This window comes from Streptomyces sp. CC224B, from assembly GCF_030010595.1.
GTDB lineage: Bacteria > Actinomycetota > Actinomycetes > Streptomycetales > Streptomycetaceae > Streptomyces > Streptomyces longispororuber.
In genome coordinates this window covers 14,807-33,267 of sequence record NZ_JASCXL010000049.1, presented here as the reverse complement: position 1 = coordinate 33,267, position 18,461 = coordinate 14,807, and the positions used below count along the sequence as shown (strand labels likewise).

2 protein-coding genes and 1 pseudogene are annotated in these 18,461 nt (G+C 75.5%); all 3 read right to left on the bottom strand.

From position 1 onward, the window contains the following. Positions 1-157: 157 nt before the first annotated feature. On the bottom strand, positions 158-11,617 hold the full coding sequence (locus QK440_RS20450; RefSeq protein WP_282794604.1) for a non-ribosomal peptide synthetase: 11,460 nt from the start codon (positions 11,615-11,617) through the stop codon (positions 158-160). Then, positions 11,614-17,922 (bottom strand): condensation domain-containing protein, encoded by a 6,309-nt coding sequence (locus tag QK440_RS20445; RefSeq protein WP_282794603.1) that lies wholly within the window; start codon positions 17,920-17,922, stop codon positions 11,614-11,616. The genes QK440_RS20450 and QK440_RS20445 overlap by 4 nt, the downstream gene beginning before the upstream one ends. After that, positions 17,919-18,461: pseudogene (locus QK440_RS41420) on the bottom strand (phosphopantetheine-binding protein); the annotation flags it as partial. The pseudogene QK440_RS41420 and the gene QK440_RS20445, both read right to left, overlap by 4 nt.

Below are 18,461 nucleotides of genomic sequence, written 5' to 3'. Positions count from 1 at the left end.
GCACCACTTCGTACCGCCCTGCGCCGTGCCGCGTACCGGTGCGTGCGTCTCGTCCGCTGGGACGGCCAGTGGGTACGGCAGGAGGCGCGCCCCGCCTCCGTGGCCGCACCCGCGGGCCGGCCTTGCTCGTGCGAGCGAGCGGAACGCCCCCGCCTCCTCAGAGCCTCCCCAAGGCCTCGGCCAACCGTTCCGCCATCGCCGCCGCGGCGTCGGGGGTGAACAGGTGGCGCTGGAGCCGCAAGGACACACGCAGACGCGGATCGGCGGTCGCCGTGACGGCCACCGCATAGTGGGTGCCGTTGTCCGCGCTGATCGCGGTGACGGCGATACCGGCGGCGGTGTACGCCTCGTCGAGGGCCGCCCGGTTCCTGGGGAAGGACTGGAACACGACCTGGGTGTCGGCCTGGTGGCAGTCGGTCCGCCCGAACTGGTGGTGTTCGAGCAGTCGGCCCTGCCGGTTCTGGAGGTCGGTGAGCAGCTCGGCGAAGGGGCGTTCCCGGGGGTGGCGCACACGGACCGGAACGGTGTTGATGAAGATGCCCACCATCGAGTCCACCCCGGTGAGCGCGGGCGGCCGGCCGGACACCGTGGCGCCGAACACCACGTCGTCACGTCCGGTCGCCTCGGCGAGCACCAGGGCCCAGGCGCCCTGCACGACCGTGTTCAGGGTCACCCCGCACCGCGCGGCGCGGTCGGCCAGCGCCGCCGCGGTGCGCTCGCTCAGGGGAACCTCGACCGTGCGCAGGCCCACGGGCTCGCCGTCGGACGGGGCGGCGAGCAGGGAGGGACGGTGGGCGTCCAGTTCGTCCGCCCACACGCGCGCCGACGCCGCGCGGTCCTGGCCCGCGAGCCAGGTCAGGAAGTCCTTGTAGGGGCGCACCGCCGGGAGCGCGGACGGGTCACCGCCGGAACCGTACAGCCGTAGCAGATCCCGCAGCAGCAACGGCACGGACCAGCCGTCGAAGACCAGGTGGTTCGCCGTCACCAGCAACTCCGCGCAGTCGGTCCCCGTCCGCGCGAGGAGCATGCGCACCAGGGGCGGCACCGCCCGGTCGAAGTGGGCCGCCCGGTCCTCGGCCCGGATCCGCCGGAGCGTGCGCGTGCGTTCGTCCTCCGGGAGGCCGCGCAGGTCGATGTGGCGCCACGGCAGCTCGACTCCGTCGACCACGGCCTGTACCGGCTCACCGGTGGCGGCAGTGGCGAACGCGACGCGCAGACTGGCATGGCGGTCGAGCAGCGCCTGGCCCGCGGCCCGCATCCTGGCCGCGTCCACCTTCCCGGAGAGCCGGCAGGCCAGTTGCACGTGGTACGGGTCGTACGCGCGGCCCGGCCGCATGGTGTGCCGCAGCAGTGACGACTGCAGGGCGGTGAGGGGCCACACGTCGGCCAGCCCCGCCCGGCGGCCGTAGCGCCGCTCCCACCGCTCGATGTCCGGCTGGGTCACGGCCACCAGAGGCACGTCGGACGGTGTGAGGCCGCCCGCGTCCGGCCCCGTCGCATGCCGGGCGAGGCCGGTCAGCGCGTCGCACCAGAGCCGCGCCAGGTCCGCGACGGCGGCGCGGTCCAGGACACCGGTGGCGTAGTCGAGCGTGACGTGCGGTCGTGGGCCCTCACGGGTGTCGACGACCACCACGCCGACCTGGATCTCCGCCAGTGCGGGCATGTCGGCGTCGGGTGCCGTGTCCGCGCCGTCGGTGTCGGCCACGGGCGTCCAGTCCCGGCCGCTCAGCTCCGCGGGCATGTCCGACGGGGCGAACCGTCCCAGGTAGTTGAACGCGATCTGCGGAGCGGGGTACGCCTCAAGGTCCGCGCCGGTTACGCGGTTCACGTAGCGCAGCAGCCCGTACCCGAGGCCCCTGTCCGGGACGGACAGGAGCTGTTCCTTGACGGCCTTGAGGGCGCCACCGGCCGCGGCGCCGCCCGCGAACGCCTCGTCCAGGGCGCATCCCGCGGTGTCCAGGCGGACCGGGTACACGCTGGTGAACCAGCCGACGGTGCGCGACAGGTCCGCCCCGGGCACGACGGCCTCCTCCCGACCGTGCCCCTCCAACGTGATCAGGCACGACGACTCGGCGACCCCGCGGTCCCGTCGCCACCGGGCCACGGCCAGGGCCAGCCCGGCGAGCAGCCCGTCCTGCACCCCGCACCGGAACGTCGCCGGGAGGCGGGACAGCAGTGCCTCCGCCACGGCCGCGGGCAGGTCCACCCGCACCCTGTCCACGGTGGCGGCGGTGTCCCGGCGGGGGTCCAGCCTGCGGGACCCCAGCAGCGGATCGGGGCCGTCCACGACGTCCTTCCAGTACGACAGCTCGGCCGCGCGGTCCGCGGAGTACGCGTCCGCCGCGAGCGCGTGCGCCCACCGCCTGGCCGAGGTTCCCACCGGCGGCAGTTCCGGAGCGCGCCCGGCGCGCACCCGCACCCAGGCCGCGGCCAGGTCGGGAAGCAGGATCCGCCACGACACGCCGTCGACCACGAGGTGGTGCAGGACCAGTGCCAGCCTGCCCGCCCTCGCGGCGTCGGGGGCGGCCCACACGAACTGGGCCATCACCCCCGCCTCCGGGTCGAGGCGGTCCGCGGCCGCGTCACACGCCGCCGCCCACCCCCGGCCCCGCTCGGCCCGCCTGAGCAGCGCGGCGACGTCGACGGTGCCCGGCGGGGCCACCACGAGCCCCTCGTCACCCGGCAGCAGTCGTGCGCGCAGCATGTCGTGACGGTCGAGCACGGCAGTCAGCGTCGCGACGAGCCCCGCTTCGTCGATGTCCGCAGGAAGCTCCACGACGGCCGTCATCGAGAACCGGGTGAACGGCCGGCCGACGTGGTGGGCCACGGGCGGGAGCGGCAGCGGACCGACGCCGCCGCCGTCGAGTTCGGCGAGCACGGCAGGTGCGCCACCCTCTTGTGCCGCCGCTGCCAGCGCCGCCACCGTGCGGCACGCGAAGATCTGCCGGGGAGTGACCTCGACGCCCAGCGCGCGGGCCCGCGACACCACCTGGATCGACCGGATGCTGTCCCCGCCGACGGCGAAGAAGTCGTCGTCGGCACCCACCCGTTCCAGGCCGAGGACCTCGGCGTACACCCCGGCGAGCACCTCCTCGACCGCCGAGGCCGGGGCCCGGTAGGCCTCGGCGGCACGGCCGGGGTCCGGCAGCGCGGACCTGTCCACCTTTCCACCGGGTGTCGACGGCAGCCGGTCGAGGACCACGAGCTGCGCCGGAACCATGTACTCCGGGAGCTGTCCGGCCACGGACCGCCGTACCTCGGCCACGTCGACGCCGCGGGCGCCGTCCTGCCCGGACGTTCCGGCGGGTACGACGTACCCCACCAGCCGCGGGCCCGCTGCCCCGTCGACCGCGGCCACCGCCGCCCGCGCGACACCCGGGCACGCCGCCAGCGCCGCCTCCACCTCCGCCGGTTCGATCCGCACCCCGCGCACCTTGAGCTGCGCGTCGGCCCGCCCCAGGTACTCCAGCCGGCCGTCGCGGTCCCACCGGGCCAGGTCTCCCGTGCGGTACATCCGTGTCCCCGCCGGACCGAACGGGTCCGCCACGAACCGCTCCGCCGTCAGGCCCGCCCGTGCGACATAGCCCCGGCCGACCTCACCGGCCACGTACAGCTCACCCACCGCGCCCCGGGGCAGGAGCCCCAGGCCGGGGCTCAGCACGTACGTCCGTACGTTCCCCAGCGGCGTCCCGATCGGCACCACCGCCGGGTCCGCCGGGTCCGCTTGGTCCGCCGGGTCCGCCTGGTCCGGCACCGGGAACGCCGTGGCATAGAAGGACTCGCTCTGCCCGTACGCGTTGACCAGCCGCGCGCCGGGCAGGGCAGCTCGCAGCCGCTGGACGAGAGCGCCCGTCAGGGGTTCACCGGCGCACACCACGGTGTCCGCCGTGATCCGCTCGCCGACCTGGGCGAGGACCGAGGGAACCGCGCAGACCAGCGCCCCCGACCAGGCGCCGCACGCGGCCACGTCCTGGACCACCTCGACGGTGGCACCCGTGCCGAGCGCGGCCATGATCTCGAAGACCGAGACGTCGAAGGCCACCGAGGTCGACGCCAGGACACGGTGGCCCGCCCGCAGGCCGGTCAGCTCGGCCAGCCGGGCCAGGTCGTGGACCACGCACGCGTGGGTGATGACGGCTCCCTTGGGCACCCCGGTCGAGCCGGACGTGTACATCACGTAGGCGATGTTGCCGGGCCGTACCGCGCGGCCGGGGTCCCCGCCGTCGCCGGTGGCGGGGGCCGGGCCGTCGAGCTGGTCCAGGTCCGTCAGGACGAACACGGGCCGCGCCTCGGCCAGCACGCGGGCGGACCGCTCACCGGTGTGGCGCGGGTCGACCGGCACGTACCCCGCGCCGGACTTCCAGATCCCGAGCATGCCGACGACGAGGTCGACCGAGCGCGGCAGGGCGAGGCCCACCAGCGCCTCCGGCCGCGCACCGCGCTCGACCAGGAGCCGGGCGACGCGACCGGCCCGCGCGTCCAGCTCCGCGTACGTCAACGAGGTCTCGCCGTCCCGCACCGCGACCGCGTCCGGTGTGATCGCGGCCTGCCGCTCGAACCACTCCGGGACGGTCCGCGCGGGAGTCACCACCGCGGGGCGGCCGGTTCCCGCGAGGAGCCGGTCCCGCTCCGCAGCGAGCAGCACGTCGACGGTCCGGCGCCCGGGATCGGCCGTCACCTGCCGCAGGACGGCCTCGAACCGGGCGGCGACGCCGTCCACGGTGGTGCGGTCGAACAGGTCGGTGGCGTACTCGAGATGGCCGTAGACGCCGTGGCCCGGGACCTCGGCCAGATTGAAGAAGAGGTCGAACTTCGCCGTTCCGGTCGGCACCGGGTCGAAGGCCACGTCGAGCCCGGTCAGGGCGAAGTCCCGCCGGGTGACGTTCTGCCAGGCGAACATCACCTGGAACAGCGGGTGGTGGGCGGTGAACCGCTCCGGGTTGAGGATCTCCACGAGCCGTTCGAACGGGACGTCCTGGTGGTCGTAGGCCGCCAGGGCCTTGGCCCGCACCCGGTCCACGACGGTCTCGAACGACGGGTTCCCCGACAGATCGGCCCGCAGCACCCAGGTGTTGACGAAGAACCCGACCGCGTCGGCGAGCGCCGCGTCCATGCGGCCGGCGATGGGCGAGCCGATGGTGATGTCGTCACCGCCGCCGAGCTCGCGCACCAGCACGGCCACCGCCGCCTGCAACACCATGGGGACGGTGGCGCCCCGCGCCCGCGCCAGCCGCCCCACCGCGTCGAGCAGCGCCTGGTCGAGGCCCAGTTCCACCACGGCGCCCCGGTGGCTCGCCACCGGCGGCCGCGGCCGGTCCACCGGCAGCCGTACCGGCCGCACCCCGGCCAGCTCGGCCCGCCAGTAGGCCACCTGGGTCGCGAGGAGGTCGCTCCCGTCGGCCAGCAGCTCCCGTTGCCACAGCGTGAAGTCCGCGTAGCGCACGGGCGGCTCCGGCCACACCGGGGGCCTCCCGCCGCGCCGGGCGTCGTAGGCGGCGGCCAGGTCCCGTGCCAGCGGTGCCGTCGACTCGCCGTCGGCGGCGACGTGGTGGACGAGGAGCAGCAGCACGTGCGCGTCCGGACCGGACCGGAACAGCGTCGCCCGCACCGGGACCCCGGCGGACAGGTCGAACGGGCGGGCCACGGCCGCCGCCACGGCACCGGGGACGGCCGCCGGGGCCACGTCGACGACCGGCAGGTCCGGCGTGACCTCGTCCGGCGGCAGCACCCGCTGGAACGGCACGCCGCCCTCCTCCAGGATCACGGTGCGCAGGCTCTCGTGCCGGTGCAGCACGTCCCGTACCGCGAGCGACAGCGCCGCGACGTCGAGGGCTCCGGTCAGCCGCAGGGTCAGCGGGATGCTGTACGTCGCGGACGGCCCGTCGAACCGGTCGATGAACCACATCCGGCGCTGTGCGAAGGACAGCGGGATCCGCTCCGGCAGCCGTTCGGCGCGGCGCAGCGGCGGCCGGGCCCGGGTCGCGGCGGACAGCCGCGGGGCCAGCTCCGCGACGGTGGGCGACTCGAACACCGTCTGGATGGGGACCTCGGTGCCCAGCGCGGCCCGGATGCGGCTGACGAGCCGGGTCGCCAGGAGGGAGTGCCCGCCGGCCTCGAAGAAGTCGTCGTCGACGCCGATGTGTTCCGTGCCGAGCACATCCGCGAACAGCCCGCACAGGACGTCCTCCCGCGGGGAGCGGGGCGGCCGGTACGCGGGGGCGGCGGCCTCCGGCGCGGGCAGGGCCGCCCGGTCGAGCTTCCCGGACGGCGTCCACGGCAGCGCGTCCAGCAGCACGACCGCCGACGGGACCATGAAGTCGGGCAGCCGCGCCGACAGGAAGGCGCGGAGCTCCTGCGCCGCCACACCGTCACGTGCCACCGCGTACGCCACGAGGCGCGTGTCCCCGTCCCGCTCCTCGCGGGCCACCACCGCCGTCCGCACCACGGCCGGGTGGGTGTTCAGGACGGCGTCGACCTCACCCGGCTCGATACGGAACCCGCGGATCTTGACCTGGTCGTCCGCACGCCCCTGGAAGACCAGTTCGCCGTCCGGGGCGCGGCGCACCAGGTCGCCCGTCCGGTACATCCGCCCGCCCGGCGGTCCGGACGGGCACGCCACGAACCGCTCCGCGGTCTGCCCGGGGCGGCCCAGGTACCCGCGCGCGAGCCCGGCGCCGGAGAGGTAGAGCTCGCCGACGGCGCCGGGCGGCACCGGACGCAGTGCCTCGTCCAGTACGCGGGCGCGCGTGTTGTCCATCGGGCGCCCGATGGGGACGTCGGCGGCGGCAGCCGCCGCGGCGTCCACGGAGCGGCAGGTCGCGACAACCGTGGCCTCGGTGGGCCCGTAGGCGTGGACGAACGTGGTGTCCGGGCAGGCGTCCAGAGCGGCGCGGAACGCCGCGGGCTGCGCGCGCTCACCGCCGGTCCACACCTCCCGCAGGCCCGCGAGGCAGGTGGCGGCCTCCTCCGCCAGGACGGTGAAGAGACCGGTCGGCAGCAGGGCCGAGGTGATCCCGTGGTCGGCGACCAGGGCGGCCAGTGTGCCCGCGCCCAGCCTCCCGGGCGGCGCCAGGACCACCCGCCCCCCGCGCAGCAGGGGGACCCACAGCTCGTACACCGAGGCGTCGAAGGTCAGCGGCGAGTGGCACAGGACCCGGTCCTGGGCGGCGCCGGACCACCTGCGGTCGGCCGCCAGCGCGACGACGTCCCGGTGCGTGATCCCCACGCCCTTGGGCATCCCGGTCGAGCCGGACGTGTACATCACGTACGCCAACTGGTCCGGGTGGCACCGCGGGAGGCGGTCCTCGGATGCCGACGCCGACGCCGACGCGGACGCGGACGCCGACGCGGCGGACGTATCGGATGTATCAGATATGTCTGATGCGGCAGGGTCCATCACCGGGCAGGGCAGGCCGGGCAGGGTCCGCGCGTCGCCGAGCACCAGCGCGGGCCGAGCGTCGTCGAGCAGGAGCCGGAGGCGTTCGGCGGGCTGACCGGGGTCGACGGGCAGATACGCGCCGCCGGCCCGCACCACCGCGAGCATCGCGACCACGAACCGCGGCGACCGCTCCACGGCGACCGCCACCACCGACTCCGGCCCGACCCCGCACGCGCGCAGGGCGGACGCCAGCCGCGCGGCCCGGGCGCGGAGCTCCCCGTAGGTGACCGGCCCGGCCTCGCCGGTCACGGCGACGGCGTCCGGTGTGATGGCGGCCTGCCGCTCGAACAACTCGGGCAGCGTGACGTCGGGGACCGGCACCGCCGTGCCCAGGACGTCGTCGGCCACCGGCTCCGCGGCATCCGCCGCCTCCGCCTTCGCCTTCGCCTCCGCCTCCGCCTCCGCCGGAACGAGGTCGCGCAGCGGGCGGTCGGGGTCGGCCATCGCGGCCGCGGCGATCTCCTGGAACAGTTCCACCAGGCGGTGCATGGTGGTGGCGTCGAACAGGTCGACGGCGTACTCCAGGAACGCGTCCATCGGGCCGCCGTCCTGGTCGAACACCCCTACGGTCAGGTCGAACTTGGCCGTACCGGGGGCGATCCCGACCATCTCCCCGGTGTCGTGGGTCACGGTGAGACCGGCCAGTTCCTCGGTGGGCGCGGCGTTGTTCTGGTGCGTGTACGCCACGCTGAAGACAGGGTGCCGGGACGTGTCACGGCGGCCGCCGAGCTCGGCGACGATCTTCCCGAAGGGAATCTCCTCGTGGTCGAGGACACTGGTGACGGTCTCCGCGCACCGGTGGACGAGGTCGCGGAAGGACGTCTCGGGACGCACGGCCGTCCGGAACGGCAGGACGTTGTTGAAGTAGCCGATGAGTTGGTGGGTGGCCGGGTTCGACCGGCCGGAGGTGGCCACGCCGACCACCACGTCCTCGTGCCCCGCCCACAGGTGCACCAGGGTGTCGACCACCGCCAGCATGGTGACGAACGTCGTCACGTGCTCTTGGGCGCTGAACGCCCGCAACCGCCGTACGAGGTCCGGTCGCAGCACGAACTTCAGCAGGTGGCCGGCGTGGGACCGGGCCGCGGCGCGGGGGCGGTCGAGGGGCAGCTCCGGGGTGGACAGGCCGTTCAGGTAGGAGCGCCAGAACTCCAGGCCCCGCGCCAGCCGGGCACCGTCGAGCCAGGACCGCTGCCAGGCGGCGAAGTCCGCGTACTGCACGGGGAGTTCGGGCAGGCGTGGTGGCCGCCCCGCGCGGCGGGCCGCGTACAGTTCGGCGATGTCGCGGTAGAAGATGGCGGGGACCCAGCCGTCGAAGATGATGTGGTGCCACGCGTAGAGGACCATGTGGTCGTTGTCGGCGAGGCGGACGACCGTCGTCCTGAACAGCGGTCCGCGGGCCAGGTCGAACGGCGCGGTCGCGGCCGCCTCGATCAGCCGCCGCAGGTCACAGCGGGGGCGCCCGCCGAGGTCGACGACCTCCAGCTCCGGCTCCGGCAGATCGGCGAGCGCGTACGGCACGCCGCCCTCGTCGAGGATGCGGGTCCGCAGGATCTCGTGGCGCCGCACCAGGTCACGCAGGGCCTCGCGGAACGCGTCGAGGTCGAGCGGGCCGGTGTACCGGGCCCTGGTCGGAATGGCGTAGAGCGGGCTGTCCGGGGTGAGCCGGTCGAGGTACCAGAGCTGTTCCTGGTTGTACGACAGCGGCAGCCGACCGCCACGGGGCAGGAGGGGAATCGTCCAGCCGTCGGCTGCGGGCGTCCGCGCGGCCGAGCCGACCAGCGCGGCCAGCTCCCGGACCGTCGGGCAGCGGTACAGGTCCGCGAACGTCAGCCGCACCCCGAACCGGCGCTCGACCTCCCGCAGCACCGAGATGCCCGCGATCGACGTGCCGCCCAGCTCGAAGTAGTTCGCGTCGGGACCCACGTCCTCGGTCTTCAGGACGTGCCGCCACACGGCCGCGATCTCCCGCTCGGGCGGCCCGGCCGGGCGTTCCCGCGCCGCCGCCCCGCGCTCCGGCGCCGCCGCGTCCGGGGCGCCGGATGCCGCCGCCGGTGCCGGACCGCCCGGCGGCAGGCACCAGCACGGGACTTCCTCGAACGGGTACGTGGGCGCCTCGATCCGCGGTATGTCCCGGCCCGCGTAGAACCGGTCCCACACGAGGTCCGCCCCCCGCGCGTACAACTCGGCCAGCGTCCGCAGAACGCCTTCCCGGGACGGGTCGGCGAACAACCGCACCACCGGCAGCTCCGGGGCCAGCCGGGCGATCGACCGGGACAGCGTCCCGTCCGCGCCCACCTCCACCAGGACGGCGCCCTGCTCGACGAACCGCGCCACCGCCCGCCGCAGCCCCGGCTCGTTCACCTCGTCGGTGACCGGCACGCCTCCCGTGTCCACCGTGTGGCCGCGCAGCCGCCGGACCACGAGGTTGCCCACGCCCGAACCCACCAACTGGGCCTCGCGCACGCCCAGGGACCGCACGAGGTCGCCCGCGGCACCCAGCCGGGCACACAGCCGTTCGCCCGCCGTACCGGTCGCGCCCACGCCGGTGAGCCCGTCGAACGCCTCGGCCAGCCTGCCCCACGTGGCGTCGCCCAGGTCGCCGTCGCCCGAGAACAGCAGGACGACCGGCGCGGAGCGGGGAGGCGCGCCGGGCGTCCCGCCGAGGCGCGCCCGACGCAGCGACGCGGCCAGTTCCCCGGTGTCCCGGGCGACACCGGCCCACCGGAACGGGTGGTCGTCGCGCCCCCGGTTGAGCACCTGCGCGACCGCGGCCAGGCCGTGTTCCGTCCGGTCCAGGAACGCGGCCACGCGGGACGCGTAGGCGGCCAGCGCGGCGGGCGACTTCGCCGACAGGGTGACCAGTTCGGCCACCGGGGCCGCGGCCCCGGGCGGCGGGCCGCCCGCCGCGGCCCGTCCCTCCGGCGGCTGTTCGATCACCGCGTGGACGTTGGTGCCGGTCAGCCCGAAGGAACTCAGCCCGGCCCGGCGCGCCCCCGACGACGGGACCCACTCCGCGAGTTCCGTCTCCACCCGGACCGGGCCGGACACGTCGACCATCGGGTTCGGCGACCGGAAGTTCGGGTTGGGGTAGCGCACGCCGTGCCGCAGGCCGGCGAGCACCTTGAAGAGGCCCGCCATGCCCGCGGCCTGGTCGAGGTGGCCGATGTTGCCCTTGATCCCGCCGATCCCGCACGGCCCGGTCAGGCCCGTCTCGGCGAACGCGAGCTGCAGGCCGTCGACCTCCACCACGTCGCCGAGCGGGGTGGCGGAGCCGTGGCACTCCACCAGGTCGATGGAGTCGGCGCCCGCCTGCCGCCAGGCCTCGGCGATCACCTCCGCCTGGCCGTAGGCGCTCGGCGCGCTCATGCCGGTCGCCCGGAACCCGTTGTGGTTGACGGCGATGCCGGTCACCACCCCGTGGACGTGGTCCCCGTCGGCCAGCGCCTCGGGCAGCCGCTTGAGCAGCACGAGCCCGCCGCCCTCGCCGATCGCCAGGCCGTTCGCCCCGGCGTCGAAGGGGCGGCAGACGGCATCCGGCGACTCGAGGCCGCGCAGGGGCTCGTGGGCATCGCGGGTCAGCGGGACCGAGAAGACGTTCAGGCCGCCCGCGACCGCCAGCTCCGCCCGCCCGGCGCGCAGGTGCTCCACGGCGGTGGCCAGCGCGGCGAGGCTGCCGCTGCACGCGGTGTCCACGACGGCCACCGGGCCGGTGAGGTCGAGGAAGTAGGCGATGCGCGCCGCCGTGGCGGACGGCAGTGAGCCGAGGATCTGCTGCGGGTCCTCGTCCTCGTACAGGCTCGCGTAGCCGGGCGTGGGCGCGCTGAGGACCACGGCGGTGCGGACGCCCCGCAGGTTCCCCGGGGCGTAGCCGGCGTTCTCGATCGCGCGGTGTGCCAGTTGCAGGGCTATCCGCTGGTGTGGGTCCATCAGCTCCGCCTCGCGCGGCGACAGACCGAAGAACCGGTGGTCGAACAGGTCGATCCGGTCCAGGTACCCCATGCGGACGTAGTCGGCGTCGGCGGGTGCTCCGGCGTGGTGCATCCGGTCCCTGCCCGGAGGGCCCACACCGACCGTGCCGTTCGCGAGGTTCTCGTGCAGAGTGTCCAGGTCGGCGGCCCCGGGCAGCGCGAGCGCCACCCCGATCACCGCCACGGCGTCCCGGTCGGAGCGCGTCACAGCTCGTACCCCCACTCTCCGTCGCCCCCGGTGGTCGGCTCGCGGCCGTCCCCGGAGGCCGGCCGCCCGTCGAGCAGGCGTGCCATCGCTTCCACGGTGGTGTGCTTCAGCAGCGTCCCCACGGACACCTTGTGTCCGGCCAGCTCGCTCAGCCGGTTGCTCAGCGCCATCAACGTCAACGACGTCCCGCCGGCCTCGAAGAACTTCTCGCGCACGCCGACGGCGTCGGGGCCCGCACGGTCGAGGAGGTCCGCCCAGAGCCCGGCGACGACGCGCTCGCCGGCGGTGCGCGGCGCCACGCCGGCGCTCGCGGCCGGTACGCGGTGGGTCGAGGGGCGCGGCGCCACCGTCCCGTCCGCCGCGACCGGGCGGTGGGGGTCGGCGGCGAACTCGCCCAGGACCCGGGCCAACCGGGCGGCGACGGCCGCGGCGGCCTCCTGGCCGAACGCGCTGTGCCGATGCTGCAGCACCAGGCGCAGGTGCGGGTCCACGTTCGCCATCACGGTCAGGGGGTAGTGGGTCCCGCCGACCGGGGTGGTGACCGCGGTGACCGTGATCCCCGCGGCGGCACGGGCCTCGCCGATCCCGGCCGAGTCCACCGGGTACGAGTCGAAGACGACGAGGGTGTCGAACAGCGGGGCCACCCCCAGGGACCGCTGGATGTCGGCCAGGGCGTAGTGGTGGTGGTCGAGCAGCGCGGCCTGCCGGTCCTGCAGCTCCGTCATCAGCTCCGCGTAGGTGCGGCCCGCCGCCCGGCGCACCCGTACGGGCACGGTGTTGATGAACAGCCCCACCATGGAGTCCACCTCCGCGAGCGCGGGTGGGCGGCCCGACACCGTCGCTCCGAACACCACGTCCGGGTGCCCGGCCAGCTCCGTGAGGACCACCGCCCACGCACCCTGCACCACGGTGTTCACGGTCACGCCGACGTCGGCCGCGCGCCTGGCCAGCGCGGCCGCGGTGGCCGCGGCGAGGGGGACGTCGACCTGCCCCGCCCCCGCGCCGGAGCCCGCGCCGGGGGCCACCAGGGTGGGCTGGCGGACCCCGTCGAGCTCACCCGCCCAGGCGCGCCCGGCCGCCTCCTGGTCCTGGGTGACGAGCCAGGCCAGGAAGTCGCGGTACGGCCGGACCGGCGGCAGCGTCGGCGCGCCGGAGCCGTAGCACAGCAGCACGTCCCGCAGGAGCAGCGGAACCGACCAGCCGTCGAACAGCAGGTGATGGGCCGTCACCACCAGGTCGGCGCGGCCGGGGCCTCGGCGTACCAGCGTCATCCGCAGCAGCGGCGGCACCGCCGGGTCGAAGTGTTCCGCGTGGTCCCGCGCGAGCAGGTCCCGCCGCTCGTCCTCGCCGGCGCCGGTCAGGTCGGCGTACCGCCAGGGCAGCTCCACGCCGTCGACGACGACCTGCACCGGCCTGCCGCCGGCGCCGTCGGTGAAGGCCACGCGCAGGTTCGCGTACCGGTCGAGGACGGCCTGGCCGGCCGCCCGCATGCGCGCCGCGTCCACCTCACCGGACAGGTGGAACACCACCTGCATGTGGTACGCGTCGTACGCGGCCCCCGCCGCCATCGCGTGGAACAGGAAGCCGGACTGCAGGGCGGTCAGGGGCCAGACGTCGGCCAGGCCCGGATACCGCCGCTCCCACCTCTCGATCCGCTGCTGCCCGGCCCGCACCAGGGGGAGGTCCGACGGCGTCAGGCCGCCCGCGCCCGGGCCGGTGACGTGCCGGGCGAGGCCCGCCGCGGCGGCTCCCCACAGGTCGGCCAGTTCCCGGGCCGCGGTGCGGGACAGGACGCCGGTCGCGTACGCCAGGGTGGCTTCGAGCCGCGGCCCCCGCCCGCGGTCGACGGCGGCGGCGTGGATGTCCACGGCGGCCGGCACCGGCATGTCCGGGTCCAGCGGCACGGGCAGCTCGGCGATCCGGTTCCAGCCGAGCCCCCGCAGGTGGTCCGGCATGTCGGCCGCCGAGAACCAGCCGAGGTAGTTGAACGCCACCTGCCCGGTCGGCCGTGTGGCGAGGTCGTCCCCGGTCTCGCGGTTCGTGTACCGCAGCAGCCCGAAGCCGATGCCCCGGTCCGGGACGGCCAGCAGCTGCTCCTTGACGGCCTTCACCACGGCACCGGCGGCCGGCCCCCCGGCGAACGCCTCGTCCAGGTCGCAGCCGTCGAGGTCGAGGCGCACCGGGAACATCGTCGTGAACCAGCCCACGGTCCGCGACAGGTCCGCGCCGGGGACCACCGCCTCCTCCCGGCCGTGCCCCTCCACCCGCAGGAGCACCGAGGGTTCGGCGACGTCCCGGTCCCGCCGCCACCGGACGACGGCCAGGGCCAGCGCCGCCAGCAGCCCGTCGTCCGCCCCGCAGCGGAACGCCTCCGGCAGATCGGTCAGCAGCGCCCTCGTCACCGTGCCGGGCAGGCGCACCTCCAGGGTGTCCGCCGTGGCCAGCGTGTCGACGGCGGGGTCGACCGGCCGGGACCCGAGGACGGGGTCGCGGCCGTCGAGAACCCGCCGCCAGTACGGCAGCTCGGCGAGCCGCCGCGGGCTCGAGGCCTCGGCCACGAGCGCGTGCGCCCACCGCCGGACCGAGGTCCCGACCGGTTCCAGGGACGGCGTCCCGCCCTCGCGGATCCGGGCCCACGCCGCCGCCAGGTCCGGCAGCAGGATCCGCCACGACACACCGTCGACCGCGAAGTGGTGCAGCACCACGAGGAGCCTGCCCGGCCGCCCGGCGCCGGCGTCGAACCACACGAACCGCGCCGGCACGCCGCCCACCGGGTCCAGCGCGTCCGCGCACGCGGCCAGCTCCTCGGGCACCGACGCCGTGCCCTCGACGCGGCGGAGCAGCGCCCGTACGTCGACCGACCCCGGGGGCCCGACCGTGAGGCCGCCTTCGGGCACGAGGCGCACGCGCAGCGCGTCGTGGTGGTCGACCACCGCGCGCACCGTCGCCACCAGGCCCGCCTCGTCCAGGTCCGGCGGCAGGTCGAGGAGCGCGGCCATGGCGAACCGGTTGACGCCGCCGCTCTCGACCAGCCACGAACCGACCGGCAGCAGGGGCATCCACCCCACGCCCCCGCCGTCGAGCTCGGCGAGGACCGGCGTGGTGCCGACACGGTCGCTGACCGCGACGGCGGCCAGCGCGGCGGCCGTCCGGCGCTCGAAGACCTGCCGGGGTGTCACCCGCACGCCGACGGCCCGGGCGCGCGACACCACCTGGATCGACCGGATGCTGTCCCCGCCGAGGGCGAAGAAGTCGTCGTCCACTCCGACCCGGCCCAGCCCGAGAACCTCGGCGTAGACGCCGGCCAGCGCCTCCTCGACGGGGGAGCGCGGCGCCCGGTACGTCCCGGTGCCCCACCTCGGCTCCGGCAGGGCCGCCCGGTCCACCTTGCCGTTCGGCCCGAGCGGCAGCCGGTCGAGGACCATCCACGCCGACGGCACCATGTACTCCGGCAGGCGCTCCGACACGAACCGGCGCAGCTCGGTGACCGACAGACCGGCGGTCAGGCCGACGCCGGGCTCGTCGGGGCGGCCGGTGTCCCCGCCCGTCCCGGCGGCGGTCGGGACGACGTAGCCCACCAGGTGCCGGGTGCCCTTCGCCCCGACGGTCACCACCGCCTGGGCCACCGCCGGGTGCGCGGTCAGGGCGGCCTCCACCTCGGCCGGCTCGATCCGGAAGCCCAGCACCTTCACCTGGGCGTCCGCGCGCCCGGCGTAGTGCAGCTGGCCGCCGCCCCGGCGGGCCAGGTCGCCGGTCCGGTACATCCGGGTGCCGGCCGGGCCGAACGGGTCCGCGACGAAGCGCTCCGCCGTGAGCCCGGGGCGCCCGGCGTAGCCCCTGGCGATCTCACCGGCGACGTACAGCTCACCCACGACGCCGGGGGGCACCGGCCGCAGACCGGGGCCGAGGACGTGCACCCGCATGTTGCCCAGCGGGGTGCCGATGGGGACCACACCGTGAGCCGCCGCGTGGGCGCCGCCGGAGTCCCCGACGGCACCGCCGGGTCCGGGGGCGGCGCCCTCGGTTCCCGACGCGGTGCCGTCGGTTCCTGACGCGGTGCCCTCGGATTCTGCGCCGGGCACGACGTACGCCGTGGCGTAGAAGCTCTCGGTCTGCCCGTAGCAGTTGACCACCCGCGCACCGGGGAACGCCTCGCGGACCCGGCGCACCAGCGAGGCCGGCAGCGCCTCGCCACCGAACACGACCACGTCCGCGGTCATCCCGTCCGCGACCTGGTCGACCATCTCGGCGAGGACGGACGGCACCGCGCTGACCACCCCGCCCGGCCGGCCGCTCCCGTCCGCCAGCGCGAGCACGTCCCGCAGCACGTGGACCACCCCACCGGTGCACAGCGCCGTGAGGATCTCGAACACGGACACGTCGAAGTTGACGGAGGTCGCCGCGTGGACACGCCACCCGCCGCCGACCACGGCGGCGAGCTGCCGGATGCCGTTGGCCACGGTCCGGTGGGTGACGACCACCCCCTTCGGAGCGCCCGTCGAACCCGACGTGTACATCACGTACAGCGCGCTGTCGGGCCGTGGCGGACGTACCGGCGCCTCGACGCCGTCCTCGTCGGGGCGGAGGAGCACGCGCACCGGCCCCGCGCCCGTCCCCGGACGGTCGGTGACGACGGCGCGGGGGCGCGCGTCCGCCAGGATGGAGTCGACGCGCTCGCTCGGGTAGCGGGGGTCGACGGGCACGTACGCCGCACCGGACTTCGCGATTCCGAGGAGCGCGACCACCAGGTCCGCCGTCCGCGGCAGGGCCAGCGCCACCAGCGACTCCGGCCCGATACCGCGTCCGGCGAGGACACGGGCCAGCCGGTCCGCCCGGGCGTTCAGCTCCGCATAGGTCAGGGTCACGCCGTCGCACTCGACCGCGACCGCGTGCGGCGTCCCGGCGACCTGACGCTCGAAGAGCCCGGGCACCGTGTCCGCGAGGACCGGTGCCGCCGTGTCGTTCAGTTCGCGCAGCTCCTGCCGCTCGTCCCGCAGCAGTACGTCCACCGCGCCCACCCGGACCCCCGGATCCGTCAGGACCTGCCGTAGCACCCGCAGGTACCGGTCCGCGATCCTGGCGACGGTGTCCCGGTCGAACAGGTCCGTGGCGTACTCGAGGTGGCACCGCGCACCCTGTCCCGCGGGGCCGGCCAGGAAGGTGAACTCCAGGTCGAACTTGGCGGTGCCGGTGGGCAGCGCGCGCAGGCTCGACTCCAGGCCGGGCAGGTCGAGGCCGATCCGCGCGTCGTGCTGCCAGACGAACATGACCTGGAACAGCGGATGGTAGGCGGTGGACCGCTCCGGGGCGAGGATTTCCACGAGCCGCTCGAACGGCGCGTCCTGATGCTCGTACGCGGCGAACGCCTTGGTCCTGACCCGTGCGAGGAGCTCCTCGAACGAGGGGTTGCCCGACAGGTCGGCCCGCAGCACCCAGGTGTTGACGAAGAACCCCACGAGGTCGGTGAGGCCGTCGTCCGGCCGGCCCGCGATCGGGGAACCGATCGTGAGGTCGTCACCGCCGCCGAGCTGGTGCAGCAGCACCGCCAGCGCCGCCTGGAAGACCATCGGCACGGTCGCGCCGTGGGCCTGCGCCAGCGCACGGGAGGCATCGAGCAGCCCGGGGCCGACGGTGAACTCCACGACGTCGCCGCGACGGCTCGCCACCGCCGGCCGGGCCCGGTCCACGGGCAGCCGCAGCGGCTGCGCCACCCCGGCCAGCTCACCGCGCCAGTACTCCACCTGCCCGGCGAGCACGCCCCCGTCCGCGTCCAGCAGCTCACGCTGCCACAGGGTGAAGTCGCCGTACTGCACCGGCAGTTCGGGCCAGGACGGGGCGCGGCCCGCGCTCCGGGCGCGGTACGCCACGCTGAGGTCCCGCGCCAGCGGTCTCATCGACTCGCCGTCGGCCGCGATGTGGTGCACGACGAGGACCAGCACGTGCTCGGTCGCGCCTTGGCGCAGCACACACGCCCGGACCGGGATCTCCGCCGAGAGGTCGAACCGGTACCCGGTCGCGGCCGTCACCGCCTCGTCGAGGCCGCCGGGCGGCACGTCGACCACCGGGACGTCGAGCTCGGCGTCGGCCACCGGCAGCACCCTCTGGAAGGGCACCCCCGCCTCCTCGACGATCAGCGTGCGCAGGCTCTCGTGCCGGGCCACCACGTCCCGCACGGCCGCCGCCAGCGCCGGCACGTCCAGCGGACCGGTGACCCGGACGGCGAAGGGCAGGTTGTAGACCGCGGACGGTCCTTCGAACCGGTCGATGAACCACAACCGGCGCTGGGCGAACGACAGCGGGATCATCTGTTCCTCCGGCGCAGGCGAGGACGTTCGGGGCGTTCGGACTGTCCGGGGCGTGCGGGCAAAGGCACGCCGGCGAGCCTGCGGGCCAGCAGGGCCACGCTGGCGGCCTCGAAGAACGCGGCGACCGGCAGCTCCACGCCGACCGCCTCGCGGACGCGGCCGACGAGCCGCATCGCGAGCAGCGAATGACCGCCGAGGGCGGTGAACCCGTCGTCGACACCGACCCGTTCGACCCCGAGCACCTCGGCGAAGAGCCGGCAGAGCGTCTCCTCGTGGGCGGTGCGCGGCGCCCGGTACGCGCGGGTGGGGAACCGCGGTGCGGGCAGGGCCGCCCGGTCCAGCTTCCCGTTCGCCAGCAACGGCAACCGGTCGAGCACCGTCACCACGGCCGGGACCAGGTACTCCGGCAGCCGTTCCGCCACGAAGTCACGTACGGCGGAAGGCCGCACGTCTCCGCCGTCCGGGACGACGTACGCGACCAGGCGCCCGTCGTGCGGGACGGCCACGGCCCGGCCGACGCCGGGGTGCGCCGTCAGCGC

Excerpts from the sequence above, each read along its gene's own strand:
- QK440_RS20445 (WP_282794603.1), bottom strand. The coding sequence starts at position 17,922 with ATGATCCCGCTGTCGTTCGCCCAGCGCCGGTTGTGGTTCATCGACCGG.